Consider the following 24,628-nt stretch of genomic DNA (forward strand, 5'->3'; position numbering starts at 1 on the left):
ATGAAAACATTATTTTTCTGTTATTTTTGCAATGTAATTAATCGGGAAAATTTATTAGAATTACTATGGCAAAATTTAAATTAGATGAAGTAGATCACCAAATTTTAGACATGTTGATCGAAAATACACGTACTCCTTTTACGGATATTGCAAAGAAATTACTGATTTCTGCCGGTACCGTTCATGTGCGTGTAAAGAAAATGGAAGAAGCCGGAATTATTGAAGGATCTTCATTAACATTAGATTATAAAAAATTAGGGTATTCTTTTATTGCTTATGTAGGTATATATCTTCAGAATACGTCACAAACCAAGTTTGTATTACAAAGAATTAAGGAAATACCGTTTGTAACCGTTGCGCATATTACTACAGGTAAGTTTAATATCTTTTGTAAAGTAAGAGCAAAGGATACGAATCACGCGAAGGATATTATTTTCCAATTAGATGATATCGATGGTGTGTATCGTACGGAGACCATGATCTCCTTAGAAGAAAGTATAAACGATAAGAAACGTTTGATGCATTCTATCTTTCAAGAAATGTAAAGGGCATTCTATTTAAACATATTAACCCTTTAGGAATCAATCTTAGAGGGTTTTTTAATATAAAATAATTTATTAATCAACCATATTCGTAACCACAATTATGGCAAGACAACCAAAAATAGAACGTTTTAATCATAACGTTCTTACTAAATATCAAATATACAACAGTATATTTATTACATTACCTTTTGATGAAATCACCAATACAGGTGTTTTATTACCACTTTTTAAAGAAGTTTGTGAAAAAGGGTATGATAAAAAGAAGAATCCTTCAGAAATTGTAGAAAGCTTTTTTAAGCTATATCAGGATAACCCTTCTGATAAAGACAAGCATGATCTTTTATTTAGATTTATACAGTATATAGAACGTCAGGTAGTATTATTTGACGCGATAGAAGATGCAGCTTTTCCTATTGTTAATAATATGGATGGTCGCGGTACGCTAAGGAGTATTAAAGAAGAAGCACAGGCAAAGGGACAATTAGAAGAATTGAAAGATTATCTAAGAAGATTTAAAATTAGACCGACTTTAACTGCGCATCCTACACAGTTTTATCCAGGAACCGTATTGGGAATTATTCATGATCTTGATACTGCTATCCGAGCTAATGACTCGCAAAGAATCAAACGACTACTAGCTCAATTAGGTAAGACAGCTTTCTTCAAAAAAGAAAAGCCTACGCCTTATGATGAAGCTGTAAGTTTAATCTGGTATCTCGAAAATGTATTTTATCACTCTGTAGGGACTATCTATAATTATATTCAGCAGAGCATTTTTCAGGGAGAAGATCTGGAAAATGACCTTATTAACCTAGGATTCTGGCCTGGTGGAGATAGAGATGGTAATCCTTTTGTAACCACAGAAACAACACTTAAAGTTGCAAAAAGATTAAGAAAAACGATTCTTATCAACTATTATAGAGATATACGTAAACTAAAGCGCAGAATCACTTTCGGGAATCTACAAGATAAGCTAGGAGTTCTGGAGGAAGCATTATACGATAATTTTTATTACGCAAAAACTGCTGAACCTTTATCAATTGAAACATTGATGAATGGTTTACTAGAGGTAAGAGAAGAATTGATCAGCAAGCATCAATCTCTGTTTTTAGAAGAATTACAAGATCTAATTAATAAAGTTAAGATTTTTGGATTCCATTTCGGAACTTTAGATATCAGACAAGATTCCAGAGTACATCATAATGTACTTACGGAAATTGTAAAAAAGACGAACGATTTAGGTCTAGGTTTTTTTCCTGATAATTATGATTCGTTATCAGAAGAAGAGCAGATACAAGTATTATCTAATGTTACAGGAAAGTTAGATCCATCTGTGCTAGATGATGATATGGCAAGAGCAACAATGGAATCTATTTATGCAATACAAACCATACAGCAAAATAATGGAGAACGTGGCGCTAATCGTTATATTATTAGTAATAATGGTAGTGTTCTTAATGTGATGGAAACCTTTGCGATGATTAGGTTAAGTGATTGGGAGCAACCTTCAGTCGATGTGATACCGTTGTTTGAAACAGTACCTGATCTTGAGGTTTCTCACCAAGTTATGGAAGCATTGTATAGCAACCCTGTATATATGGAGCATCTAAAACGTCGTGGAATGAAGCAGACTATTATGCTTGGTTTCTCTGATGGAACGAAAGATGGGGGATATCTAATGGCGAATTGGGGTATTTTTAAAGCTAAAGAAGCACTGACTGAAATGTCAAGAAAATACGGCGTAAAAGTAATATTCTTTGATGGTCGTGGAGGGCCGCCAGCCAGAGGAGGAGGAAACACCAATCAGTTTTATGCTTCGCTGGGTCCAACAGTAGAGCATGAGCAAATTCAGATTACAGTTCAGGGACAAACGATTAGTTCTAATTTTGGAACCTTAGATTCCTGTCAGTATAACCTAGAACAGCTATTAGGTGCTGGTGTAGAAAATCAATTGACGGATAATGAAGCTAATTTATTTTCTAAAGAAAATAAAGAGACCATGCAGGAATTGGCGGACGTTAGTTATAAGACTTATGTAGATTTTAAGAATCATCCTAAATTTTTACCGTATCTAGAACATATGAGTACGCTTAAGTACTATGGAAAAGCCAATATAGGTAGTCGTCCTTCTAAACGTAGTAAAAGCAGTAGTTTAGATTTTGGAGATTTACGAGCAATACCATTTGTCGGTAGTTGGAGCCAGTTAAAACAGAATGTTCCTGGATTCTATGGAGTAGGAACTGCTCTAAAAACTTATGAGGACCGAGGAGAATTTGATAAGATAACAGCACTATATAAAGGATCTGCTTTCTTTAGAGCTTTGGTAGGGAATAGTATGATGAGTTTGACAAAATCATTTTTTCAGCTTACTGCCTATATGAAAGACGATAAAGAATACGGTGCTTTTTGGGATATCATTCATAAGGAGTATGAATTAACCAAGCGTCTTTTATTAAAATTGACAGGATATACTGAGTTGATGGAAAACGAATCAGCAGGTAAGGCATCCATTGATATTAGAGAAAATATTGTATTGCCATTACTTACGATCCAACAATATGCGCTGAAGAAGATTCAGGATATTACTCGATCAGGTAAGGGTACAGAAGATCTAGAAATTTATGAAAAAATGGTAACCCGTTCGCTATTTGGTAATATTAATGCCAGTCGTAATTCGGCATAAGAAACTATAATTTTTAAACGAAAACCACAGTTACTATTGCTGTGGTTTTTTTGTTTGGTTAATTTTGATTTTCTTTAATAAAAAATGATCGTAGCCGTAGAATTATATGTTTACAAACGGTTACAATAAAGTATATAATAGAAATATACCCAATTGGTTATATACACATGTTACCAGTAATTATAAAAAACGAATATGAATAACGAAATAATTGAACATAAAAGTTGGTGGAAAAGAAATTGGAAATGGTTTATTCCTTTAATAGGCTTATTCCTTGTCTTTATTATTTTGTTTTCCTCTTCCAATTTAGGTAATCATATGGGTGGTTTTGCAAAGGCATACGCTGACTCAGAACTTTCCAAAAACGCATTGGAAATAGCAAAACAAAATAAACGAGTAATTGAAGTTATGGGTGATTTAAAACCAATTGACAACTTTGCAATTCTTGCTGGAGAAGTTATGTATTCTAACGATAGTAAATCTGTTGATTTATATATTCCAGTTGAGGGTAGTAAGAGCAAAGAGGCTTCTATGGATATTTCTGCTGACAGAATAAATGGAAAATGGAACTATAAAAAGATTAATATTCGAATTAAAGAGCCTGTTGAGGAAAAAGAAATTATTGAGGTGATTAAGCAACTCGAATAAAAAACTGGTAACATTATATATAAAATCAGAGCAATTTAGTGTTTAATCGAAAGGTCTTTTCCTTTTTGCAATGGCGCTATATTTTTATAAGTTTAATAATAAATAAAAATGCGCAGATAGATCGGTTGGTTTAAGTGTATTTGCCTTGCTCCGATTCATATATTTGGCGTTAGCTGCAATTTGAAATATGGATAAAAATCAATCTTCATTAATAAATTTTATTAAACAAATCATTCCAATAAATGAAATTGAAGCTGAAGAAATCGCTAGTACGTTTCACTTTACAAAAATTGAAAAGAATTCACTTTTTTTAAAAGAGAATAAAGTTAGTGACGACTATTTTTATCTTGAAAAAGGATTAATGAGAGTTTTTCTTTATGATTTAGAAGGAAATGAAATCACTACAGATATTTTCACGGAAAATAACATCGTTTTTGAAATCACCTCCTTTTTCAATAGAGTTAAATCTGAGACCAATATTCAAGCTATAACTGATTGTATTGGTTATCGCATTTCTTACGAAGAATTAAACAAGCTGTTTCATCATAAACCTGCATTTAGAGATTTTGGTAGAGCTATTTTAGTTAAAGAATTCATCGCTTCCAAAAAGAGAAACTATGCTATGATTAATCAAACTGCCGAACGACGCTACCAACACTTATTAACTTCAAGACCTGAAATATTAAAATATGTACCATTAAAATATATAGCTTCATACATAGGTGTTACAGATAGTACACTAAGTAGAATACGAAAGAAAAAACAACCATAGCTTTTTCTTGCCTTTTGTCAAGTGAAGTATATTTTTGACTGCCTAATTTTGAATTTCACAATAAAGATTACAAAATGGCAGAAATTTCAATTTTCACATCTCTTGGGCTAATTCTAACAACCCTAATCTCTCTTTGGTTATTTTTTAAGGCTTCTAATAACAAAAAAACTCTTTACGTCATTATCATATGGATGCTTGTTGTAGGTGTATTAGGAGTAACCGGATTTTACCAAAAATTGGAAACATTTCCACCAAGGTTTACTTTATTACTTGCTCCAACTATTTTATTTGTTTTGATACTTTTTACCAATAAAAATAATGAAAAGTTTATTGATAGCCTTAGTATAAAATGTTTAACAATAGTGCATATTGTACGTATTCCTGTGGAAATAACTCTTTATCTTGTCTTTTTAAGCGGATTAGTTCCTGACTTGATGACCTTTGACGGCTATAATTATGATATTATATCAGGAATTACAGCTCCTATAATCTATTATCTAGTATTTGTTAAGAAAACAATAGGGCGAAAAGGTCTTCTAATATGGAATATCGTCTGCTTAGGACTATTGATTAATATATTGGTGATAGCTGTATTAAGTGCACAAACTCCCTTTCAACAATTGGCTTTTGACCAACCCAATATTGGAGTAACTTACTTTCCTTTTGTATGGATACCAGCAGTCATAGTTCCGATAGTTTTGTTTTCACACTTGGCTAGTATTAGACAATTGATATTAAGAGAAAAAGCAGCTAACAATGTATAAAAAAACATATAATAATTTAGTCTTAACCGAAAGGTCTATGCTTATTGACTACGTCCACTAAATATAAAATTTGACGTTCATAGAAGAAAAGATAAAAGCAAAATATTATATTTGGTTTGGTAGCAATCCTAAATGTATCGCTTATTACCTGCCCTACGTTTCTTGTACTGAGCGTTGGTGATAATTAAGAAAAAAATATGTTTAACTGGTTCAAAAAAAGGAAATCTAATAGGGAATCTGAATTTCAATCAGAATCTTCAAAGACTTATGACTTTAAATGGTATGAGATTGGCGAAGGAAATCCTTTTAATAAAAGAGTTTTGGACATTCGTTCATATACCGGAACTATGCTTGCATTTACAAAAGAAAAAAAGCTTGCTGAAAAATACAATGATATGCGTCAATCAAATGGGGAATATTTAAAAAACCAACAAATTTTAAACTCTGTTGATTCAATTATTTATTTAAAGTATCCTCATAATGGAGATAAATTAAACGGAATTATATTTAAAGCAGATAGTATGGACTGCAAATGGGATATTTATGCTTTTGAAAACTTTTTTTATTTTAGTAGAAGCTGGAATGGAGATTTGGCTTACAAGGCAAAGTTTAAAATAGACTCGGATTCAATTGAAATAATTGAAATCGAACACTCGAATGAAATTGAACAGAATATTGCATTAAGTGATGTACATTATTTAATAAAGACACACGCCATAAATCAGCCAATTCCACATACAATTCCTAATGATTTGAAAACGGATATAGAAATTGCCCAATGGTCATTTGCTAAATTTGGTAATCGAGCATATTATGCAACCTATGAAAATGTTTTTGATACTATAGTAACTTTAAAAAAATAAAACTATCACCAACATCAAATATGTGATCATAGCAGTTAAGTGATAATTCAAAGGTTCTTGTGTTTTTGCAGTGGCGCAATGCTTGCAAAAAGTAAAAGTTAGCAATCAATGCGCAGAAAAATCGAAAAGCAGGGTAACATTTTGCTTTGCTACGACACATATATTAAACGTTGTAGCCAATTACCCAAAGAATATAATTTTTAATGTATACAGTAGACGAAATCAAAAATAATTACAAAAAAATGTCTGATTCTCAAATTGAGAAAATCGCTCTTTTTGAATCTAAGGGTTTAAGAAAAGACGTAATTAATATTTTGAGGAGTGAAATTAAAAATCGTAAATTAAATTCTGATTTATTAAATTGGGTAAATGCAGAGACAAAAGCATTTAAAGAACAAGAAATAATTGAACTTAAAAATAAAATCTCAAACTTAACCTGTCCCAACTGTCTAAATAACACAACGAAACTCTCCGGTTTTGAAATTAACAAAATTATATCTTTTCTAGTTTATTCAAAAGAGACAAATCAAAAGAAAGTACTATGCAAAAATTGTGGAAATAAAGAAAAAACTACTTCAATATTACAAAATCTATTTTTTGGATGGTGGTCTCGAAATGGTATATTAGCTACTCCATATCTAATTATTAAAGATTTAATTAATTTATTTTACTCCGAGAAGATAAGTGACCGAATTCTAGTTAAAATGATAGAAGGTAATACTGGATATTTTAGAATGAACGGTACTGAAAAAGAAATACTAAGTGATTTTATAAATAAGTTTAACGAAATATAAAACTGGCTACAACAAGATATATGTGATCATATCTTATTATGGCTAGATCGAGAGGTCTTTGTATATTTAGGATGACTCAATACTTGTCAAATGAAAAAAATAGCAATCAATGCGCTGATAATGTCGAGAGTTAGGTAACAATTTGCACAGCTACAACATATATTTATAACGTTACCCAACATTAATACAAATTGAATTATAAAGTAACACATACACTTTTGACTTTAGCAATTTCTATATTTGGATTGCTGATTTTCAGTTGTGTCGAAAACTCAAAAAAAGAGGAAAAAGAAATCAAGGCTGAAAATATAATGACCGAATTAAAAAAATACAATTTGCCAGAATATTTTAAGAAATTACAAGAGAAAGAGCTGTTATTTTTAAAAGAGAATGTTTTTTATGGACTTCCATCTGGAATACCAAACAAAAAGAATCAATATTATTTCTCGAAAACTGACTTCGAAATAGTATTATCTCGTGTTGAGAATCTAAATATCGGAATTGACTTTATTGATATTTACAAAAATGGAAAAATTGTTTCTTCCGAATTCCCAGAAGATTATCATTTAAAATCCAATGACCCAAAATGGTATAAATCTTCATTTAAAAAGAGATCTAATAATGCAACTGACTTGAGATTTAATGCAGTTTTTGGATTACCGGATGATTTACTAGACAAAATATTAAATAATTAAAAAAACATTTGGTAAAACTATGTGATCATAGCAGTTAAGTGATAATTCAAAGGTTCTTGTATATTTATAATGGCGTAAAAAAATTTATGGCGAGAAAGTCATAAAATCAGCGCAGATTTGTAGATGGTTGGGTAATATTTTGCTTTATTACGACACATACTTATAACGTTATCTGCAAGCTTAAAAAAGCAACGGATAATAATTATACAAACACTTAATCGTTAATTGCGAAATGAATGACCAAATAATAGACCGCGAATTTCTGTCCGAGTTAAGATTTGAACCATTGACAAAAGACAATTGGAATAAGTTTGTGAAGCTTTTTGGAGCGAATGGAGCTGGTGCGAACTGTTGGTGCATGCACTTTAGACAAAAAAAGTCAGACCACGAAGAAGGAAAAGCTGATGATAAAAATAAAGATTCAATAAAAGAACTTGTGTGGAACGACCAACCGACAGGAATACTTGGTTTTTATGATGATATTCCAATCGCTTGGTGTGCTTTTTCCCCAAGAGAAGATTTTATTAGACTTCGAACGTCAAGAGTTCATAAACCAATTGACAATAAAAAAGTATGGTCAGTTCCGTGCACTTTTGTTGCAAAAGAATTCAGAAAACACGGAGTTTCAATAGAGCTTTTAAAAGGAGTAGTAAAATACGGTAAGGAAATAGGTATTAAAATTATTGAGGCATACCCTACAATTCCAACACAAGAAAAACTTCCCGATGGTTTTGCTTGGATTGGTTTATATAAATCCTTTGAAAAAGCAGGTTTTGAAATAGTTGACAGAACATCAAAACACAGACCGATGGTTAGATATTATATCGAATAAAAACCAGCCGTACATAATTAATTGCTTTGCAAGTGTTTATTTGGAAAATTCCTTCAGAATTTTTTCGGGTTCGTATTTGTTTACTAAATTAATTGCTAAACCACGCAACTAGCCATACACAAATCGTTAACAGTAATATTTAGGGACCTTAAATGAAATTTATTCTTAGAAAAAATATTAAACTTGGGATAACTAAAGCTGAGTTTGATATAAGATTTAAAGCGAACGTAGTAAAAGAAGAAATTCATTATTTTATGCCTCCACTACTCAAAAATAAAGTTACAAAAGCTTATTCGGGAATTATTTATAATAATGAATTTCGTTTAAAAAAAAATACTTCTTTTAATCCTAATCTAAATTTTGAAACTTGTTATGGAAAGGTAATAGAGACGGATGAAGGGATCGAATTACAAATTACAATACATGGGATTCAAGGTTTTTCAATATTAATGATATTTATTTTTATTTTAGTTGGATTAATTACTTTATTAAACATAGTTTTCGAGGAAAATTACAATCAAAATGGCGCATTGTATGTATTAGTTCCAATCTTCGGTATTTTCTATTATTTAATCTATAAAAAGATAATAATTCAAATTGTGGAAGATGTTGCTAATACAACTGAAAATTTGGAAAGCAATATAAGAAATTGGTTAAGAACATAAGTATATTAAAAAAATCAAGTATCTGATTATTAAACTCATAAATGATGGTCTCTGAAAAAATCAGTAGGTTGTGCTTTTTTATATAAATAGGATACTAGAGGTTTTAACTTACCTTTTTTCTTGCACATCCAATAAAGATAGAAGGCGAGTAGGGTCATAAAAAGAATGGAGAAAAAAGAGTCTTCTATTCCAAACTCAGAACCTATAAATAAGCTAGGACCATTGAATTTACTCGATAATAAAGCATCAAAATTAGTATTACCAGATAGAGGTGTTCCATATACTATCTGTGCAAAATTCCAGCTAAAGTGAAAAAAGAATGGTAGCCAGAGTCGCTGTGTATACGTGTACAAAAGACTTAATACTATACCCAGCATTATCACAAACCAAACCGAGGTAATTGTAGCATTTGCATTTCCATAATGTAATACACCAAAAAAGAATGCTTGACTTAATGCGATGTTCGTACCAAATCGTTCTTCCAGAATTCTATAAATAATTCCGCGGAAAATAACTTCTTCAAACAAAGCAGCAGATAATAATAATGTCAGCGGTAGCAATATACCCGAAAACTCATTGAAGTTATATACTTCAAAATAGCCTAAGAGGTATAGTATACCTATGCAAAGTGAAATGAGTCCAAAACCAGTAGATATACCTATTGATAAATCTTTTTCAATTTTGTTCAAGGACAATTCATGAATCTTTCTTTTTTCTAATAATTTATAGAAAACATAGTAAATAACGATGATCACAAAACCAGATATTAAGTTTTGTATTCCATCTTTTAGCTCTTGAGAATCTAGAATTACCCCAAGAATCGGTTGAGATATAGCTTTTTTGATAACTAATATACCTAAGATACATACTGTGATTCCTAATACTATTTTTACGATCCAATGCTGTGTGATTTTTCTTAAACTAATATTCATTATATCCATTTGAATTTTGATACTGTTTGTTCGCAATTTTTATCTCCTGTATGTTTTATTTCTGATGGTTCAAATAGTACTAACCAACATTCTTCTTGAGCTATAGGTTTATGCTTTATTCCTCTGGGAACAACAAGCATTTCACCTTCTGTAATTGTTTTTTCTGAATTTTCAAAACATATTTTTAGAGAGCCTTTAATAACATAAAACAACTCATCTTCGTGTTCATGAGTGTGGTAAACTAGCTCTCCTTTTACTTTTACGACTTTAATTTGCTGTCCATTCAATTCAGCCACAATTCGTGGATTCCAATAATCTTGAAATAAGTCATATTTTTCTTTTAAATGAATTGTTTTGATCATGGGTTTATGTTATTTAGGTCCAAAGCTAATTTATAAGTTCCATTTGTACAAGTAGTTATTTTAAACTAACTTAGTCTTTAAATTAGACTAATGCTGTTGTTACTAACAGAATATTGAAATAAAAATATGGATAAAGACAAAATAATGTATGATAACTGTCCGGTTGTGTATTGTATGACAAAGATTGGAGGAAAATGGAAGCCAATAGTTTTATATCTAATTTCTAAAGATCTTAACCGTTTTGGAAAACTACATAAAAGAATTCAAGGTATTAGCAAACAGATGTTAACAACGCAACTCAGGGAACTTGAAAGAGATGAAATTATTGTGAGGAAGATCTATGCAGAAATTCCTCCAAGAGTCGAATACTTTTTAACAGAAACAGGTGATTCATTAATGCCGATTATTCAAAGTATGCAGCAATGGGGTAAGGAGAATAAAAGTAAATAAGGGGCTACGAAATTAATTATTATTGAAAATACTTAAGACAATAAATGAAGGTTTTCTATTCTGTTTGTATTTCCTAAATTAGTTGCTTAAATCACGTAACTGATTTTATGCAAGCACATTTCCATTAACAAATCCGATATAAAAACATGTTAGTTTAAAATGAAAATTTTGATATTTGGAGCTTCAGGTTCCGGAACGACGACGCTAGCCAAGGAAATTAAAAAAAGGACAAGTTTTGTTCATTTGGATGTTGATGATTATTATTGGAGGAAGACAATACCTCCTTTTCAAAAAAAAGTATCATTAATCGAGCGAAATAAGAACCTTAAAACTGATTTCGAAAAGTTTGAAAATATAATTATAAGTGGTTCTTTGGTAAGTTGGGGAAAGGAATGGGAAACATTATTTGATTTAGCAGTTTTTATACGATTGGATCATAAAGAAAGAATGATCAGGCTCGAAAAGAGAGAAACTGAACGTTATGGAGAAAAGCTGTTAACTGATAAAAAAATTCAAGGGAATTCAAAAGCTTTCTTAGAATGGGCAAACCAATATGAAAATCCAAACTTTGATGGTAGGTCATTAAGAATTCATAATGATTGGATCAAATTGCTGGACTGTGAAATTTTGAGAATAGATGGGAAAATGGAATTGAATGATAAAATCGAAAAAGTATTAACCAAAATAAAAAACTACCAACGACAAGGTTAGGATTAATTATACATAAGCTAAAAACCTTTTAGATAAACCATTCATCTATAAAAAAATGATACAATAGACTATAGTGTTTTAAATATCATAGTTCTTTTTGGAGCAATACAAGGATTTACATTGTGTCTTTATTTACTTTCCAAAAGAAGGGATAATAAAAGAGCATTCAATTATTATATGTTGTTTTTGTTTTCCTTATCCTTTTATAATCTAACATATGCATTCTTGTATATGAATGTGGATTCAATAGGGTTTATTCCTTTAGCTTCCTTTCCATTTCCTTATAAATATCTGATTGGTGTGGGGTTTTATTTTTATATCAAAAGCCAAATTAAAAACGTAAAGGTTATTCCCTCTATGGAATATCTATTGTTTGTTCCTGCAATTTTGTATGGGATGTTAAGAGCTTACTGGTATGTGATGCTCCATAGTGGTATTGATGAATATATCTTTTATAGAGTGTATCAAACTGGATTTTTCCTATATAATGATTTTGCTTACCTGATTTTCAATCTACTACTAATGATTAGTGCTCTGAGATTTATAAAGAAGAACAAAGATGTAATAAAAGGTTCTATGTCGATACGGAAAAATTGGGAATGGTTGTCGACATTTTCGTGGATGTTTATTGTAATTATTATACTTAATTTATTACATCAAATTATTGCAGTGCTTTTTAATCTTCAAGATAGTGGAGAATTTTATTATGTCATATTAGTTTTGAATTCTTTTTATATATACTGGATAGGTTTTATTGGTTTTACCAAATCCAATCTATTGTTTAAAACATTTAATCTCAAAGATGAAAAAGAAGAAGAGCAGGGTAGTTGGTTAAAAAATAAAATAGAGCACTATATGAAGAATGAAGAAATCTTTACCAATCAAAATCTTAAAGTTTCAGATGTAGCTTCTTTAGTATCCATGTCCGAAAAAGAACTATCCTTATATATTCACGATATCTATCATATGTCTTTTACAGATTTTATAAACACCTATAGAATTGAAAAGGTAAAATCATTATTAGTTTCTTCTGAACAAGAAAAATTTACACTGTTAGCGATTGCAGAAAAATCTGGTTTCAGTTCTAAATCTTCATTTAATGCAGTATTCAAAAAAATAACCGGTTTAACTCCGACTCAGTATAAAGCAAATCATAAAAACTAACATGTCCAGTATTTATTTTCTGGACATTATCCCGCTGTTTCTGAGGTTGTTTTTCTATAAAAGCTTATAGTTTTGAAATCATAAAATTTTAAAACTATACTTATGAAAAGATTACTTTTAGTTGTTATTATTGGTGTTTCTGTAGTATTTCCAAAGGTCTACAGTCAAGGAAAAGTAACATCGGTCCAAGATAGCATTAACATGTTCTATGATCGGTTCTTTGAAGAATTAGAAGCTAATTACCTATATCGAAAAAGCGTTAATTGGAGCCAAATAAAACCATACATAAAAAAGGAAGCACTAAAAGGCGGAACCTTTGAGAAATCATTAGAGATCAGTTCAAAACTTTTTGACACTATACAAGGAGATCATTTATTACTATTTTCAGAAAAAGGAATGTATCAAAGTAATCTCAAACGAAAAATTGAACAAGAAGACTTACATAGAAACTTACTCATAGCATATAGTGAAGAACTAAAATTTGAGGCAAAAGTAATCAATGATCATTATGGGTATGTTTTTATTCCGGGGATGCTTTTACTTAACGCCACGGAGAAAGAGTTAAATGAAAGGGCACAAAAAATATACGATGCTATCTTAAAATTGAATAAAACTCAAAAAATTAAAGGGTGGATCATCGATTTGAGATTAAACATAGGAGGCAATTCTAATGTTATGTTAGCTGGATTATATCATTTAATAGGAGATAACACCGTGTCATTGTATTTAGATGCAGATAAAAATGTAAAAAACCGTTCGGGTCTGCATAATGGTATTTACTATGAGGATCAAAAAATACAAGCACGTGTAAAGACAATTGCAAAACCTAATACCGAAATTCCTGTTGCTCTAATTACAGGAGTGATGACTGCTAGTGCGGGAGAGTTTGTAGCTTTAGGTTTTAGAGGAAGAAAAAACACTGTAATTATCGGTGAGGAGAGTTACGGATTGACTACGGCTAATGATTTGTTTGAGTTGCCATTTAAAACAAAAGCTGCAATTACATTGAGCTATGCAACAGATAGATCTGCAGTGTTTACTAAAAGTATTAAACCTCAGATAGAGATTGTTAAAGAGGCTGATTTTAAGGATTTAACTAAAGACAAGAATGTTATAGAAGCTATTAAATTTATAGATAGCAAGTAATGAAAGTAATTAGAGTATTTGTTTAAGTAAATATATTTTAAATTAGATAAAGTTTTAAAAATCATACTTATGAAACTTAAATACGTATTTCTTTTATTAGCTATTCTGGGGCTTTGCTATACCTGGTATTTTAATATTCAGTTTTATTTAAACGCTGAAGATACATCGCTTTTAAACTATATCGCACAAACGAAAACTACATTTCCGGCTAAATCATTTAATGCAGATTTGTTAGTGGTGGTATTTACTTTTTTTGTTTGGTACATTCCAGAAGCGATTAAATTAAAAATGAAACACTGGTGGATATTTATTCCATTGACTTTTATGATTGCTATAGCATTTGCCTTTCCGTTGTTTTTATATTTTAGGGCACGTAGATTGGAGAAAAATGCGGTGATTGAAGAGTGAGATGTATTTAGATAATAAAGAACTGTTAATGACTTTATGGATTGAAATAAGAATTAGTACATTTCTACTTTTATTTATAAATGATAATGTATGCAGTCTTTACTAACTTCAAGAGAGTATAATCCTTATTATGGTATTTATATTGATCAAGCAGAAAACGCTAATATCATAACGGGCTTACAGCAAAGTAAACAGAAGTTTATTGATTTTGTAAATGCTATTTCTGAAGAAAAATTAACATATGCCTATGCAGAAGGAAAATGGACGATCGCCGAAGTATTCCAACACATAATTGATACAGAACGCATTTTTTCTTACAGGGCGCTTCGTTTTGCTAGAAATGACAAAAGCCCATTGATGGGTTTTGATCAAGACGAATATGTTCCTAATTCTAATGCAAATAATTATAGTAAGCAGGAATTTATAGAAGATTTTGAAGCAACTAGAAATAACTCAATAGCATTATTCAAAAGTTTTACAGAGGATATGTTAACTCAAATAGGCGAGGCTAGTGGAAGCCCAATGAGCGCCAGAGCTGCGGGTTATATACTTTCTGGTCATCAGAAACATCATTTGGATGTAATTAGAGATCGATATTTATAATTCATAAATGAAATGACTAAAGAAGAAGTAGCAAAAAAGTATCTATTCTTTTTAGAAAAAGGAGAGATGGATTGCGTAGTTGATCTGTTTACAAATGATGGTGTGGTAGAGTCTCCGTTATATGGAGTTCTTTCTGCTAAAGAATTTTATAAAGCCTTAGCAGAAGATACTAATTCTTCTCAGCTTCGTTTTGATGGATTGTTTTTTGAGAAAAATACGAATAGGATTTCTTTATTTTTTGACTATGTGTGGATACTAAAAAACAATAAAACTGTTGAATTTAAAGTAGTGGATATTTTAGAACTTACTTCTGAAAATAAAATCAAAAAACTCATCATTATATATGATACGGTGAATGCCAGAAGTTTGATAGACACATTATAAAGGTGATTTTTCTTTAGATTGCTTTAATCTCAAACAATATCTTTTAAAGTTTCTATATTTAATTCGTGACCTCCAGGATGTGATCTAAATTCTATTTGTGATAGTATCTCTTTTACACGTATTTTTTCGGCTTCTACTTTGTCTAATTCAAAATAGGGATCCTTTTCTCCTAAAATATGAGTTACTTTGGTCTTTTGGGTTAAAAATATAAAATCTTCTTTTCCTAATTCCTTCGGAAATCCTCCGGAAATCATCACAAAGCCATCTGGTTGTATTTGTCTACTGGCAATCCATCTACTGGCAATACTAACGCCTTGTGAATATCCCAGGACAACAAATCTAGCTGTAGAAGGAAGTTTTTCTGCTTCAATAACTGAATCTATATAATTCAGTACATTTTTAGTCTCGGTTCGGGTATTCTCTTTGGTGAGCCAGCTAGATCCTACTTTTTTATAATCATTATTTTTATAATATTTGGATGGAGCTTGCGGAGCAATGACATAGTTTTCCTTAGGATCCAAACTCTGGAATAACCGAATAAAATATCTGCTTAGATAACCAATTCCGTGAAAGACTAACCAAACAGTTTTCGTTTCAGAAGTCAACTCATTTAAAGTATCATAGGTATTTGTGGATTGATAAACAACCTCTTTTTGCATAATTAGTAGCTTTTTATAGTTGGAACCATTCATCTATTATAGGCCACAAGATATTCTGATTTTTCTTTCTAAAAAAATCAAAATGGCCAATTGTTTTTAGGTTATAATCTGATGGTTTTAAGTGTTTTCTGATAGTTTTAGCATTGTTATATACGCGATCACTTAATATGTCTACTGATTTCTTGGGAGCAAAAAGGTCATCGTCAATACTAATTAATAGCATAGATTCTTTAATATCTTGATAATAGGTTTCAGAACTTCCTTTGGTAAAATGTAGCATCGAATCTGGATGTAATAAGAAAGTTGCCCAGTCCTTTGCAGCTTTTGTGGTCAAAGGTTTTCCTAATCCAAACCAACTTGATGGGTAGTATCCCAAGACCGATGTAGTAATAGGTACAAAGAACTTAAAATTAAGATATATCAAAGCACGTATCCTTGGGGTAAAATGTTTGTAAAACCCAAACTGAGAACCTATAGTAAGATACTTGTCATAATATTGAAACGCGTCGCTAAAACCTACGCTGTTTCCACCATAACTATGACCTATCATATATTGTGTGTTATCGGGAAATTCCTCTTTTGCATATTTTGATACAGCTTTAAAATCCATTGCCCACGAAAAGAAACCATACTCTTTTAGAGATTGAATACTTTGCGATGTAGAAGATCCAATACTTCGATAATCAAAAGTAAAAACATTACATCCTTTTTCTGCCAGGTATGTAGCCATACTAAAGTAAAACTTTTGCGGAACAGCTACAGCAGGGGCAAAGACGATTGTTTTATTATTTGATGATTTTGGAACAAATTCATGTACCGAAATAGGGTAGTTATCCATGGATTTAACAGTATATGATTCCATTGTTAAGGTTTTAAAATTGAGTTTTGTTGTAAATATTGTTCAGTCTGTAAGTCGAAAAAAGTAACAATCTTATTGAAGTAATCATTTCGGGACTTTGATTTTGGTATCTGAGCATGTTTTGCATTGGAAATAATGTGTAATTCCGATTGGATAGGTATAGTTTGGTTAAAACGATATCCTGCATCATCTTTAATGAGTTCATCTTTATCTAGATATATAAAAAGAACCTTTTGCAAACTATGAGCATCTTTGATTCTATCAATCATGCGTATTTTCTTTTTTAACTTAGGATTAAAAGTATTAAGTGTTTTTAAAGCAAAATTTGCAAAAGGATATTGAACCCAGAAATCATCAAGCGTATTAGCAGCACTTTCTATAATAGCAAAGTCATAATCATGTTTTTCTGCAAAAGCAATAGTAGCCCATTGTCCGCCTAAAGAGATCCCTAAATACCCTAAAGGAGTATTTGGGAATAGGTTTCTAGCGGTATCTCCGGCAGAAATTATATCTTCATGATAATAGAAATTTCCGACTTCACTTTCTCCAAATCCGTTGATGTCAAAAATGAATACGTTATAGCCTTGATTTCTTAGTATATCAGTATATCCATTTTTAAGAAAATATCCTTTGGCTTCTTTTCCCATGGGATGTCCTAATACAATAGTAGCTTTGGTTGTATCATTAATGGAGTATGAATACATTCCTTTTAGTAAAGCACCAGATTTACTTTTAAAGGAAATAAAATTCCATTCTTTGTTCTGTTCTTTGGATAATGGATTTTTCCATGGTATCATAAAACGTCCAAAAAAAGGTTTTTTCGCAATCTTATAATATGTTTTCATTTCTTTAATATTATCTTTTCCATTCTGGAAACTGCATTATTAATATATTTATGATCGTTATAGATACGCATCAATAAAATACCGCCTTCAAGATCCTGAACCATTTGTTCCGCTAGTGATAATGATTCTTCTTTAGAATAGTTAGGTTCTAGCAAAATCTGTAAACCGGCAATGAAATCTTCAAAAAAATGTTTGATTTCATCCTTGTAAATAGGATCCAGATGGGCAGTTTCTAGGGCGGTGTTTGCCATAATACAACCGCTATTCGCATTTTTAAACATTTTATCAATGAGTCCATGAACTTTTTTAAGTTTTTGTTCAATAGTAAGCGTATTGTTTTCAATCACTTTGAATAGATTGTGTTTGAAATAACTATTTACGGTTGCTAGCACCTCTTTGATTAATTGCTCTTTGTTATTAAAGTAGTAGTAAAAATGTGATTTCTGAATTTCACAAGCTTTAGCCAACTCACTCATGCTACTTTTACAGATACCTCGTTCTCTCAATACTGGAATGACTTTACTGAGTACTTCTTCCTTAGATGTTTTTGTTTTTGGCATTTTATTGAACGTTCGTTAAAATAATACATAAATATAGTTAGAATTATTTAATGTCATTGTTTATTTTTACTTAAAATTAAATTTATGAAATTAACTGAAGAAGAAATATTGGAACAATGTGCTAAAATGTGCAAGAATACACTGATGGAGACATTAGATATTTCTTTTTGTGAGGTAGGAGCTGATTATTTAGTAGCAAAGATGCCTGTAACTCCTAGGGTTCATCAACCAGATGGTGTGTTGCATGGCGGTGCTATGGTTGCTCTAGCGGAAAGTGTTGGTAGTGCGGCCTCACATATTTTTCTAGATACTAAAGAGTTTTATATTAGAGGTTTGGAGATTTCTGCTAATCATGTAAAAAGCATTAAAGAAGGATATGTATATGCCAGAGCAGAGATTGTACATAAAGGAAGGACGACTCAACTTTGGGATATTAAAATACGTGATGAAGAAGGTAACTTGATCTCCATTGTAAAATTAACAACTATAGCATTGTCTAAATCCAGATAATATGGATGCTTCAGCATTATACCTGAAAATCCAATCTCAATTGGATCATCAATTACCATTTGTTGTATATAGAAAATCTGGAGAAAAAAAAATAAATAGTTTTCTTCAAAATGATAATCACTTGTATGATGTAAATGCATATGATACTTCAGGTTTTGTGTTTGCGCCATTTGATAGTGAGGACAAAGCAATATTAATACCGACAGATAAAAGTAGTTACTATAGCGCGGTTATTCTGTCGGAGCGCAAAGTTCAAAATCAAAATCAATCTTCCTCTATTCATAACAATCACAAAGCGAAAAAAAGTCATATAAAGCTGGTTGAGGATGGGATAGGCGCTATCGCTAATGATTCTTTTAAGAAGGTGGTATTGTCCAGAAAAGAAGAAATGACTTTCCCTAGTAAAGACTATTTAAAAGTCTTTCAGCAGTTAATTGATAATTATCCCAATGCTTTTGTGTATTGTTGGTACCATCCAGCTGTAGGAACCTGGCTTGGTGCAACTCCAGAGACTTTGGTTACTATAAAAGAAGATCAGTTTTTTACGATGGCATTAGCCGGGACTCAGCCTTATGTTGATTCGTTAGAAGTATATTGGGGAGCTAAGGAAATAGAGGAACAAGCGATGGTTACGGATTTTGTTTTGAATGAACTCTCATCTAAAGTAAGTAGTATTGAAAAATCAAGTACATATACATATCAGGCAGGCACATTGTTACATCTAAGAACAGATATTAAAGGCTTCTTGAAAAATAAAAAATCTAGTGTACAAGATATTATCAAAGTATTACATCCCACGCCTGCTGTATGTGGTTTACCTAAAAAACCAGCAAAATCTTTTATTTTAAAGAATGAATTATATGATCGAAAATATTATACAGGTTTCCTTGGAGAATTATATATCAATCATAAAGGAAAAACTGAATCTAATCTGTACGTAAACCTAAGATGTATGGAAATGTCTTCTGGTAAAGCAATAATTTATGTAGGAGGGGGGATCACCAAAGATTCTATCTCTGAAAAAGAATGGGAAGAAACAGTACGAAAGACTGAAACAATGAAAAAAGTTTTGCATTAAAACACTGGCTTTAATTATGGCTATATCGTAATTTAGCGACTCGAATGAAGAAACGATTATATTCTAAAATTCCTTTGTCTCAAACTATTGTTGCTTTGTGTGAAGCAAAAGGAATTCATCATATTGTAATATCTCCAGGATCCAGAAATGCACCGTTGACTATTGGTTTCACTGAAAATCCTGACATGCATTGTTATAGTATTGTTGATGAGCGATGTGCAGCTTTTTTTGCATTGGGAATTGCACAACAGATTAAAAAACCTGTAGCACTGGTGTGTACATCGGGTAGTGCATTATTAAATTATTACCCGGCAATTTCAGAGGCTTTTTATAGTGATATTCCTTTGGTAGTATTAAGTGCTGATAGACCTATTGAGCGTATTGATATTGGTGACGGGCAAACGATACGTCAAAAAAATGTATTCGAAAATCATATTTTGTACTCTGCGAATTTATATTCTGAAATTGTACCAGAGACAGAAATAGATGATCTTAAGATAAAGCAAAAACAACACGAAGCACAAAAGCATAATGAAAGAGAAATCAACCTAGCTCTTAATGTTTCTATAGAAAAAAGTGGTCCGGTTCATATTAATGTTCCGTTCTATGAGCCGCTATATGATGTAATTGAGCGACCAACCATTTCTCCCAAAAACATTCCTGTAGAATATATAGAACATCGTATATCAGATACCTTGAGATCCAGTATGCTTGTCGAATGGAATAAAGCAAAACGAAAAATAATATTGATAGGTGTTAATGCACCAAACAGTATTGAGCAGAGATGGATAGATCATTTCGCCAAAGATTCTTCTGTGTTGGTTTTGACTGAAACGACATCAAATATTCATCATGTTACTCATGTTAATTGTATCGATCAATTAATTACATCCTTAAATGAAGAAGAATTTAGAGCATTGCAACCTGAGATTCTACTTACTTTCGGTGGAATGGTGGTTTCTAAACGAATCAAAGCTTTTTTTAGAAACTATCAACCTAAAGTACATTGGCATATAGACGAGAAGAAGGCTTATGATACATATTTCTGTTTAACGGAACATATAAAAATGAATCCTAATTCCTTTTTTTCTAATTTCCTTCCGAATACTGTAGCAATGAAGAATGATTACAAATCATTTTGGATATCCCTAAGAAATCAAAGAAGAGAACGACATGCTGAATATTTAGAACAGATAGGTTTTACAGATCTAAAAGTGTATGAAACACTTTTTAATCACATTCCAGATGATCAGATGATTCAGTTAAGTAATAGTTCTACGGTACGATATGCACAATTGTTTTCATTGAATCCCTCTTTTAAAGTGTATTGTAATAGAGGAACAAGCGGTATCGATGGAAGTACATCTACGGCTATTGGAGCAGCAGTAGCTTCTGGGATTCCCACAACCTTAATAACAGGAGATCTTAGTTTCTTTTACGATAGTAATGGATTATGGAATGATAATATACCTGCTAATTTTAAAATTATTTTAATCAATAATAGCGGAGGAGGAATTTTTAGAATTTTACCAGGTAAATCAGAGACGGACAATTTTAGTACTTTTTTTGAGACGAAACATAATCTTACTGCAGAGCAGCTTTGTACTATGTTTAGTTTTAAATATGCGCAGACAAATGAAATAAAAGGATTGGTAAAAGGCATTGAAAATCTATATCTCAACAATGATTCACCTCAGTTATTGGAAGTTTTTACACCAAGAAAAATGAATGATGGTGTTTTAATCGATTATTTTAAGCATTTTATCTAAAAACGCCCAGAGAATATAATTTATAAATGAATTATTCATTTATAAATAAGTTATATTTGAGATAACATAATAAATTAACTAAAACCTAAAACATTATCACCTTATGAGTAAAAGAGACGAATTAATAACTAAGTACGCAGCTGATATCAAAGATAAAATTGGTCAGACACCGGATGTGGATTTTTTAACCAAGGTTACTATTGGTTGTGGGCCATCTATTTATAATAAAGACGCTGCTACCGTATCAGGAAGCGATGCTGCAGAATTAGAAACAGTAAAGAAGAATTTCTTAATCAAAAAATTAGGGCTTTCTGATGGGCCAAAATTAGATGAAGCAATTGCTTCTGTGATGGATGCGTATGGTAAATCTAACCGAAATAAGTATAGAGCAGTAGTGTATTACCTTCTAGCTAAACACTTCAAGAAAGAGTCTGTTTATAAATAAAATAGCAGCTCATAAAAAAATAAAAGGTGTTCTCTTATGAACACCTTTTTTGTTTTAATATGGTATACAGGAAGATTAAACAATTATCTTTGCGCAAAAAATAGAACATGCTTAAGCTCGGTACATATAATACACTAGAAATCGTAAGAGAAAGAGATCAAGGGATTTACCTTAGCGATGATGATGGAAATGAAGTGTTATTACCTAATAAATACGTTCCGAATGAATTTATGATTAGGGATGAAATTAAAGTATTTTTATATTTAGATCACGAAGAGCGTATCGTAGCAACTACTTTAGAACCTTATATAACAGTTAATTCATTTGCTTATTTAAAATGTACGACAGTTTCTGATATTGGTGCTTTTATGGATTGGGGATTAGAGAAAGAGCTATTTATTCCTTTCAAAGAACAGGCTTCTAAGATGAGAGTTGGTAGTTGGTACCTTGTTTTTGCGTATTTGGATGAAAAAACAAACAGGCTGGTTGGTTCTAGTAAGACTAATGCTTTTCTTGATAACTCATTAGTGTTGTTATCTGCTTATGATGAAGTAGACTTGATGGCATCACACCCTTCTCCATATGGTTGGAATATGATTGTGAATCAAAAACATCTAGGATTGGTGTATGAAGATGAAATTTTTCAAAAAGTTACTCCTGGAGATCAGTTAAAAGGTTTCGTGAAAAAAGTACGCCCTGATGGTAAAATCGATCTTACATTACAAAGACACGGATATAGAGCTATAGAACCAAATGCGCAACAAATACTAGATGAATTAAAGTCTAGCGGAGGTTTTATTGATCTTAATGATAAATCAAATCCTGATGATATCAAAGACGTTTTTCAGCTAAGTAAAAAAAGTTTTAAGAAGGCTATTGGTTCCTTATACAAAGCTAAAAAGATAGTTATAGAAAAAGATGGGATTCGTTTAGTTGACGAGGATTAATTGTTACTAATAAAAGTGTTTTTTAATAAGTAAGGGGTATACCAGTTACAGGGCAATATATGCCAGTATATGTACTTGCGTCTCTATAGGCATTATTTTTAATACTTCCCTTACCATTATTATTGGCGTTATATCCACCATTTCCTGTTATTGTAAATCTTAAGTTATTTTGATTTTGAGTTGTGGTACTGGGAAGAGTAAAAGCATAATCAGATTGTATAAACTTATTTTCAGGAAGCATGAGAATAGGAGTGTCCTTTTTTAAATGCTGTTTACGCAAATCAACGGCTAAATTTATTTCCATTAAAAAATAATTCCCAGTAGAAATTATTTCACGTAGATAAGATAAAGAAGGAGTGATCTCTTTATGCTCTAATGCGTATTGGGAGTCGTTTTCTATTAGTTGTGTGTTCCAAGTTTCCCAATCGATAGTAAGTGAAGACTTTTCTTGTCCATAAGAGATTAGACTAATACAACTTAAAAGGAATACAAAAAGAATCTTCATGGTAGTTTCTAATTATCAGTTTTGTCTAAAATATCAAAAATCGTGCAAATGTCATGTTAATTTATACAAAAGATGTAAAAATATTACTTTTTTAACTTGATTTAACTACTATAATGATGTAGCTGGATACAATATATTATATTATTTTTGATAGCACTAAAAAATATATGATGAGTTCAATAAATTGGAAAACTGTAAAAGAATATCAAGATATAACTTATAAGAAATCAAATGGTGTAGCCAGAATAGCATTTAACAGACCAAATGTGCGTAATGCTTTCAGGCCTCAAACTACGAGTGAATTGTATGACGCATTTTATGATGCACAGGAAGATACTTCAATAGGAGTAGTACTACTTTCTGGTGAAGGACCATCTACTAAAGATGGTGTATACAGTTTTTGTAGTGGAGGAGACCAAAAAGCAAGAGGGCATCAGGGATATGTAGGGCAAGATGGAATGCATAGATTAAATATATTAGAAGTTCAACGACTTATTCGTTTCATGCCAAAAGTGGTAATAGCAGTTGTGCCAGGATGGGCTGTTGGAGGAGGACATAGTTTACATGTGGTTTGTGATCTTACTCTTGCGAGTAAAGAACACGCTATTTTTAAACAAACGGATGCAGATGTTACTAGTTTTGATGGAGGATATGGATCTGCATATTTAGCCAAAATGGTGGGGCAGAAAAAAGCACGTGAGATTTTCTTTTTAGGCAGAAATTATTCTGCTCAGGACGCTTATGAAATGGGAATGGTAAATGCAGTAATACCTCACGATGAATTGGAAGATACAGCATACCAATGGGCTCAGGAAATCTTAGAAAAATCTCCGACATCTATAAAAATGCTAAAATTTTCTATGAACCTAACAGATGATGGTATGGTCGGGCAACAAGTTTTTGCAGGTGAAGCTACACGATTAGCTTATATGACAGATGAAGCAAAAGAAGGTAGAAATGCGTTTTTAGAAAAGAGAAAGCCTAATTTTAAAGATATTAAATGGATACCATAGTAGTGTGATATTGATCT

30 protein-coding genes are annotated in these 24,628 nt (G+C 31.4%); 23 read left to right on the top strand and 7 right to left on the bottom strand.

What is annotated here, in order from left to right:
* Positions 1 to 65: 65 nt before the first annotated feature.
* The 10 genes from Q0910_RS12205 (at position 66) to Q0910_RS12250 (ending at position 9,261) form a co-directional block, all read left to right on the top strand.
* Positions 66 to 545 (top strand): winged helix-turn-helix transcriptional regulator, encoded by a 480-nt coding sequence (locus Q0910_RS12205; protein ID WP_118456411.1) that lies wholly within the window; start codon positions 66 to 68, stop codon positions 543 to 545.
* A gap of 100 nt (positions 546 to 645) precedes the next feature.
* A complete protein-coding gene (locus Q0910_RS12210) occupies positions 646 to 3,228 on the top strand; it encodes a phosphoenolpyruvate carboxylase (RefSeq protein WP_299216635.1) in 2,583 nt (860 codons plus the stop codon).
* 195 nt (positions 3,229 to 3,423) lie between these two features.
* The gene (locus Q0910_RS12215) at positions 3,424 to 3,876 is read left to right on the top strand and encodes a cytochrome c oxidase assembly factor Coa1 family protein (protein WP_299216638.1); all 453 of its coding nucleotides are present in this window, start codon (positions 3,424 to 3,426) and stop codon (positions 3,874 to 3,876) included.
* 187 nt (positions 3,877 to 4,063) lie between these two features.
* Positions 4,064 to 4,648, top strand: a complete 585-nt coding sequence (locus Q0910_RS12220) for a Crp/Fnr family transcriptional regulator (RefSeq protein WP_299216641.1) — start codon at positions 4,064 to 4,066, stop codon at positions 4,646 to 4,648.
* A gap of 74 nt (positions 4,649 to 4,722) precedes the next feature.
* Positions 4,723 to 5,412, top strand: a complete 690-nt coding sequence (locus Q0910_RS12225) for a hypothetical protein (RefSeq protein ID WP_299216646.1) — start codon at positions 4,723 to 4,725, stop codon at positions 5,410 to 5,412.
* Positions 5,413 to 5,609: 197 nt separating this feature from the next.
* Positions 5,610 to 6,275 carry a hypothetical protein gene (locus Q0910_RS12230; protein WP_299216649.1) on the top strand — a complete coding sequence of 222 codons (666 nt, stop codon included), beginning with the start codon at positions 5,610 to 5,612 and terminating at the stop codon, positions 6,273 to 6,275.
* Between the two features lie 203 nt (positions 6,276 to 6,478).
* Positions 6,479 to 7,069, top strand: a complete 591-nt coding sequence (locus Q0910_RS12235; RefSeq protein ID WP_299216652.1) for a hypothetical protein — start codon at positions 6,479 to 6,481, stop codon at positions 7,067 to 7,069.
* A 191-nt stretch (positions 7,070 to 7,260) separates the two neighbouring features.
* The gene (locus tag Q0910_RS12240) at positions 7,261 to 7,764 is read left to right on the top strand and encodes a hypothetical protein (protein WP_299216655.1); all 504 of its coding nucleotides are present in this window, start codon (positions 7,261 to 7,263) and stop codon (positions 7,762 to 7,764) included.
* 232 nt (positions 7,765 to 7,996) lie between these two features.
* Positions 7,997 to 8,596 (top strand): GNAT family N-acetyltransferase, encoded by a 600-nt coding sequence (locus tag Q0910_RS12245; protein WP_299216658.1) that lies wholly within the window; start codon positions 7,997 to 7,999, stop codon positions 8,594 to 8,596.
* A 152-nt stretch (positions 8,597 to 8,748) separates the two neighbouring features.
* On the top strand, positions 8,749 to 9,261 hold the full coding sequence (locus tag Q0910_RS12250; protein WP_299216660.1) for a hypothetical protein: 513 nt from the start codon (positions 8,749 to 8,751) through the stop codon (positions 9,259 to 9,261).
* Between the two features lie 35 nt (positions 9,262 to 9,296).
* On the opposite strand, the gene Q0910_RS12255 is transcribed toward Q0910_RS12250, so the two are convergent.
* A complete protein-coding gene (locus tag Q0910_RS12255; RefSeq protein ID WP_299216663.1) occupies positions 9,297 to 10,193 on the bottom strand; it encodes a type II CAAX endopeptidase family protein in 897 nt (298 codons plus the stop codon).
* Positions 10,193 to 10,555 carry a cupin domain-containing protein gene (locus tag Q0910_RS12260; RefSeq protein ID WP_366142660.1) on the bottom strand — a complete coding sequence of 121 codons (363 nt, stop codon included), beginning with the start codon at positions 10,553 to 10,555 and terminating at the stop codon, positions 10,193 to 10,195. The genes Q0910_RS12255 and Q0910_RS12260 overlap by 1 nt, the downstream gene beginning before the upstream one ends.
* Before the next feature lie 126 nt (positions 10,556 to 10,681).
* Here Q0910_RS12260 and Q0910_RS12265 point away from each other — a divergent pair, with 126 nt between their 5' ends.
* The 7 genes from Q0910_RS12265 to Q0910_RS12295 all read left to right on the top strand — a co-directional run bounded on the left by Q0910_RS12265 (position 10,682) and on the right by Q0910_RS12295 (position 15,421).
* The gene (locus Q0910_RS12265) at positions 10,682 to 11,005 is read left to right on the top strand and encodes a helix-turn-helix domain-containing protein (protein ID WP_299216666.1); all 324 of its coding nucleotides are present in this window, start codon (positions 10,682 to 10,684) and stop codon (positions 11,003 to 11,005) included.
* Positions 11,006 to 11,164: 159 nt separating this feature from the next.
* Positions 11,165 to 11,716: an AAA family ATPase gene (locus Q0910_RS12270; RefSeq protein WP_299216672.1), complete on the top strand. Its 552-nt coding sequence runs from the start codon at positions 11,165 to 11,167 to the stop codon at positions 11,714 to 11,716.
* 231 nt (positions 11,717 to 11,947) lie between these two features.
* Entirely contained in the window at positions 11,948 to 12,880 is a 933-nt protein-coding gene (locus tag Q0910_RS12275; RefSeq protein WP_299216675.1) for a helix-turn-helix domain-containing protein, read from the top strand.
* A 102-nt stretch (positions 12,881 to 12,982) separates the two neighbouring features.
* Complete coding sequence (locus Q0910_RS12280; protein ID WP_299216678.1) at positions 12,983 to 14,026, top strand: S41 family peptidase; 1,044 nt, start codon at positions 12,983 to 12,985, stop codon at positions 14,024 to 14,026.
* Positions 14,027 to 14,095: 69 nt separating this feature from the next.
* Positions 14,096 to 14,434 carry a DUF2834 domain-containing protein gene (locus Q0910_RS12285; RefSeq protein ID WP_299216681.1) on the top strand — a complete coding sequence of 113 codons (339 nt, stop codon included), beginning with the start codon at positions 14,096 to 14,098 and terminating at the stop codon, positions 14,432 to 14,434.
* Between the two features lie 90 nt (positions 14,435 to 14,524).
* Positions 14,525 to 15,037: a DinB family protein gene (locus Q0910_RS12290; RefSeq protein WP_299216684.1), complete on the top strand. Its 513-nt coding sequence runs from the start codon at positions 14,525 to 14,527 to the stop codon at positions 15,035 to 15,037.
* Positions 15,038 to 15,049: 12 nt separating this feature from the next.
* Complete coding sequence (locus tag Q0910_RS12295; RefSeq protein ID WP_299216687.1) at positions 15,050 to 15,421, top strand: nuclear transport factor 2 family protein; 372 nt, start codon at positions 15,050 to 15,052, stop codon at positions 15,419 to 15,421.
* 29 nt (positions 15,422 to 15,450) lie between these two features.
* On the opposite strand, the gene Q0910_RS12300 is transcribed toward Q0910_RS12295, so the two are convergent.
* Genes Q0910_RS12300 through Q0910_RS12315 form a run of 4 tightly spaced genes read right to left on the bottom strand, consistent with a single transcriptional unit; the run spans position 15,451 to position 18,344 of the window.
* Complete coding sequence (locus Q0910_RS12300; RefSeq protein ID WP_299216691.1) at positions 15,451 to 16,080, bottom strand: esterase; 630 nt, start codon at positions 16,078 to 16,080, stop codon at positions 15,451 to 15,453.
* Between the two features lie 13 nt (positions 16,081 to 16,093).
* Positions 16,094 to 16,942, bottom strand: a complete 849-nt coding sequence (locus tag Q0910_RS12305) for an alpha/beta fold hydrolase (RefSeq protein ID WP_299216694.1) — start codon at positions 16,940 to 16,942, stop codon at positions 16,094 to 16,096.
* Positions 16,943 to 16,944: 2 nt separating this feature from the next.
* Positions 16,945 to 17,784: an alpha/beta hydrolase gene (locus Q0910_RS12310; protein ID WP_299216697.1), complete on the bottom strand. Its 840-nt coding sequence runs from the start codon at positions 17,782 to 17,784 to the stop codon at positions 16,945 to 16,947.
* Entirely contained in the window at positions 17,781 to 18,344 is a 564-nt protein-coding gene (locus tag Q0910_RS12315) for a TetR/AcrR family transcriptional regulator (RefSeq protein ID WP_299216699.1), read from the bottom strand. The genes Q0910_RS12310 and Q0910_RS12315 overlap by 4 nt, the downstream gene beginning before the upstream one ends.
* A gap of 84 nt (positions 18,345 to 18,428) precedes the next feature.
* Between Q0910_RS12315 and Q0910_RS12320 the strand changes: the two genes are divergently transcribed.
* The 5 genes from Q0910_RS12320 (at position 18,429) to Q0910_RS12340 (ending at position 23,093) form a co-directional block, all read left to right on the top strand.
* Positions 18,429 to 18,854 carry a hotdog fold thioesterase gene (locus Q0910_RS12320; protein WP_299216702.1) on the top strand — a complete coding sequence of 142 codons (426 nt, stop codon included), beginning with the start codon at positions 18,429 to 18,431 and terminating at the stop codon, positions 18,852 to 18,854.
* Position 18,855: 1 nt separating this feature from the next.
* Positions 18,856 to 19,932: a chorismate-binding protein gene (locus Q0910_RS12325; protein WP_299216705.1), complete on the top strand. Its 1,077-nt coding sequence runs from the start codon at positions 18,856 to 18,858 to the stop codon at positions 19,930 to 19,932.
* Between the two features lie 44 nt (positions 19,933 to 19,976).
* Complete coding sequence (gene menD / locus Q0910_RS12330) at positions 19,977 to 21,701, top strand: 2-succinyl-5-enolpyruvyl-6-hydroxy-3-cyclohexene-1-carboxylic-acid synthase (RefSeq protein ID WP_299216708.1); 1,725 nt, start codon at positions 19,977 to 19,979, stop codon at positions 21,699 to 21,701.
* Positions 21,702 to 21,804: 103 nt separating this feature from the next.
* Entirely contained in the window at positions 21,805 to 22,146 is a 342-nt protein-coding gene (locus Q0910_RS12335; protein WP_298540489.1) for a DUF2853 family protein, read from the top strand.
* A 107-nt stretch (positions 22,147 to 22,253) separates the two neighbouring features.
* Entirely contained in the window at positions 22,254 to 23,093 is an 840-nt protein-coding gene (locus tag Q0910_RS12340) for a S1-like domain-containing RNA-binding protein (RefSeq protein WP_299216711.1), read from the top strand.
* Positions 23,094 to 23,115: 22 nt separating this feature from the next.
* On the opposite strand, the gene Q0910_RS12345 is transcribed toward Q0910_RS12340, so the two are convergent.
* Positions 23,116 to 23,598 carry a hypothetical protein gene (locus Q0910_RS12345; protein ID WP_299216714.1) on the bottom strand — a complete coding sequence of 161 codons (483 nt, stop codon included), beginning with the start codon at positions 23,596 to 23,598 and terminating at the stop codon, positions 23,116 to 23,118.
* 170 nt (positions 23,599 to 23,768) lie between these two features.
* Here Q0910_RS12345 and Q0910_RS12350 point away from each other — a divergent pair, with 170 nt between their 5' ends.
* Positions 23,769 to 24,611: a 1,4-dihydroxy-2-naphthoyl-CoA synthase gene (locus Q0910_RS12350; protein WP_299216717.1), complete on the top strand. Its 843-nt coding sequence runs from the start codon at positions 23,769 to 23,771 to the stop codon at positions 24,609 to 24,611.
* Positions 24,612 to 24,628 lie beyond the last annotated feature (17 nt).

This window comes from uncultured Aquimarina sp. (assembly GCF_947495315.1).
Lineage (GTDB): Bacteria > Bacteroidota > Bacteroidia > Flavobacteriales > Flavobacteriaceae > Aquimarina.

Bases quoted from the DNA above. Each gene is read 5' to 3' on its own strand.
- Q0910_RS12205 (WP_118456411.1), top strand. From the start codon at position 66: ATGGCAAAATTTAAATTAGATGAAGTAGATCACCAAATTTTAGACATG.
- Q0910_RS12210 (WP_299216635.1), top strand. From the start codon at position 646: ATGGCAAGACAACCAAAAATAGAACGTTTTAATCATAACGTTCTTACT.
- Q0910_RS12215 (WP_299216638.1), top strand. From the start codon at position 3,424: ATGAATAACGAAATAATTGAACATAAAAGTTGGTGGAAAAGAAATTGG.
- Q0910_RS12220 (WP_299216641.1), top strand. From the start codon at position 4,064: ATGGATAAAAATCAATCTTCATTAATAAATTTTATTAAACAAATCATT.
- Q0910_RS12225 (WP_299216646.1), top strand. From the start codon at position 4,723: ATGGCAGAAATTTCAATTTTCACATCTCTTGGGCTAATTCTAACAACC.
- Q0910_RS12230 (WP_299216649.1), top strand. From the start codon at position 5,610: ATGTTTAACTGGTTCAAAAAAAGGAAATCTAATAGGGAATCTGAATTT.
- Q0910_RS12235 (WP_299216652.1), top strand. From the start codon at position 6,479: ATGTATACAGTAGACGAAATCAAAAATAATTACAAAAAAATGTCTGAT.
- Q0910_RS12245 (WP_299216658.1), top strand. From the start codon at position 7,997: ATGAATGACCAAATAATAGACCGCGAATTTCTGTCCGAGTTAAGATTT.
- Q0910_RS12250 (WP_299216660.1), top strand. From the start codon at position 8,749: ATGAAATTTATTCTTAGAAAAAATATTAAACTTGGGATAACTAAAGCT.
- Q0910_RS12255 (WP_299216663.1), bottom strand. From the start codon at position 10,193: ATGAATATTAGTTTAAGAAAAATCACACAGCATTGGATCGTAAAAATA.
- Q0910_RS12260 (WP_366142660.1), bottom strand. From the start codon at position 10,555: ATGATCAAAACAATTCATTTAAAAGAAAAATATGACTTATTTCAAGAT.
- Q0910_RS12265 (WP_299216666.1), top strand. From the start codon at position 10,682: ATGGATAAAGACAAAATAATGTATGATAACTGTCCGGTTGTGTATTGT.
- Q0910_RS12270 (WP_299216672.1), top strand. From the start codon at position 11,165: ATGAAAATTTTGATATTTGGAGCTTCAGGTTCCGGAACGACGACGCTA.
- Q0910_RS12275 (WP_299216675.1), top strand. From the start codon at position 11,948: ATGAATGTGGATTCAATAGGGTTTATTCCTTTAGCTTCCTTTCCATTT.
- Q0910_RS12280 (WP_299216678.1), top strand. From the start codon at position 12,983: ATGAAAAGATTACTTTTAGTTGTTATTATTGGTGTTTCTGTAGTATTT.
- Q0910_RS12285 (WP_299216681.1), top strand. From the start codon at position 14,096: ATGAAACTTAAATACGTATTTCTTTTATTAGCTATTCTGGGGCTTTGC.
- Q0910_RS12290 (WP_299216684.1), top strand. From the start codon at position 14,525: ATGCAGTCTTTACTAACTTCAAGAGAGTATAATCCTTATTATGGTATT.
- Q0910_RS12295 (WP_299216687.1), top strand. From the start codon at position 15,050: ATGACTAAAGAAGAAGTAGCAAAAAAGTATCTATTCTTTTTAGAAAAA.
- Q0910_RS12300 (WP_299216691.1), bottom strand. From the start codon at position 16,080: ATGCAAAAAGAGGTTGTTTATCAATCCACAAATACCTATGATACTTTA.
- Q0910_RS12305 (WP_299216694.1), bottom strand. From the start codon at position 16,942: ATGGAATCATATACTGTTAAATCCATGGATAACTACCCTATTTCGGTA.
- Q0910_RS12310 (WP_299216697.1), bottom strand. From the start codon at position 17,784: ATGAAAACATATTATAAGATTGCGAAAAAACCTTTTTTTGGACGTTTT.
- Q0910_RS12315 (WP_299216699.1), bottom strand. From the start codon at position 18,344: ATGCCAAAAACAAAAACATCTAAGGAAGAAGTACTCAGTAAAGTCATT.
- Q0910_RS12320 (WP_299216702.1), top strand. From the start codon at position 18,429: ATGAAATTAACTGAAGAAGAAATATTGGAACAATGTGCTAAAATGTGC.
- Q0910_RS12325 (WP_299216705.1), top strand. From the start codon at position 18,856: ATGGATGCTTCAGCATTATACCTGAAAATCCAATCTCAATTGGATCAT.
- menD (WP_299216708.1), top strand. From the start codon at position 19,977: ATGAAGAAACGATTATATTCTAAAATTCCTTTGTCTCAAACTATTGTT.
- Q0910_RS12335 (WP_298540489.1), top strand. From the start codon at position 21,805: ATGAGTAAAAGAGACGAATTAATAACTAAGTACGCAGCTGATATCAAA.
- Q0910_RS12340 (WP_299216711.1), top strand. From the start codon at position 22,254: ATGCTTAAGCTCGGTACATATAATACACTAGAAATCGTAAGAGAAAGA.
- Q0910_RS12345 (WP_299216714.1), bottom strand. From the start codon at position 23,598: ATGAAGATTCTTTTTGTATTCCTTTTAAGTTGTATTAGTCTAATCTCT.
- Q0910_RS12350 (WP_299216717.1), top strand. From the start codon at position 23,769: ATGAGTTCAATAAATTGGAAAACTGTAAAAGAATATCAAGATATAACT.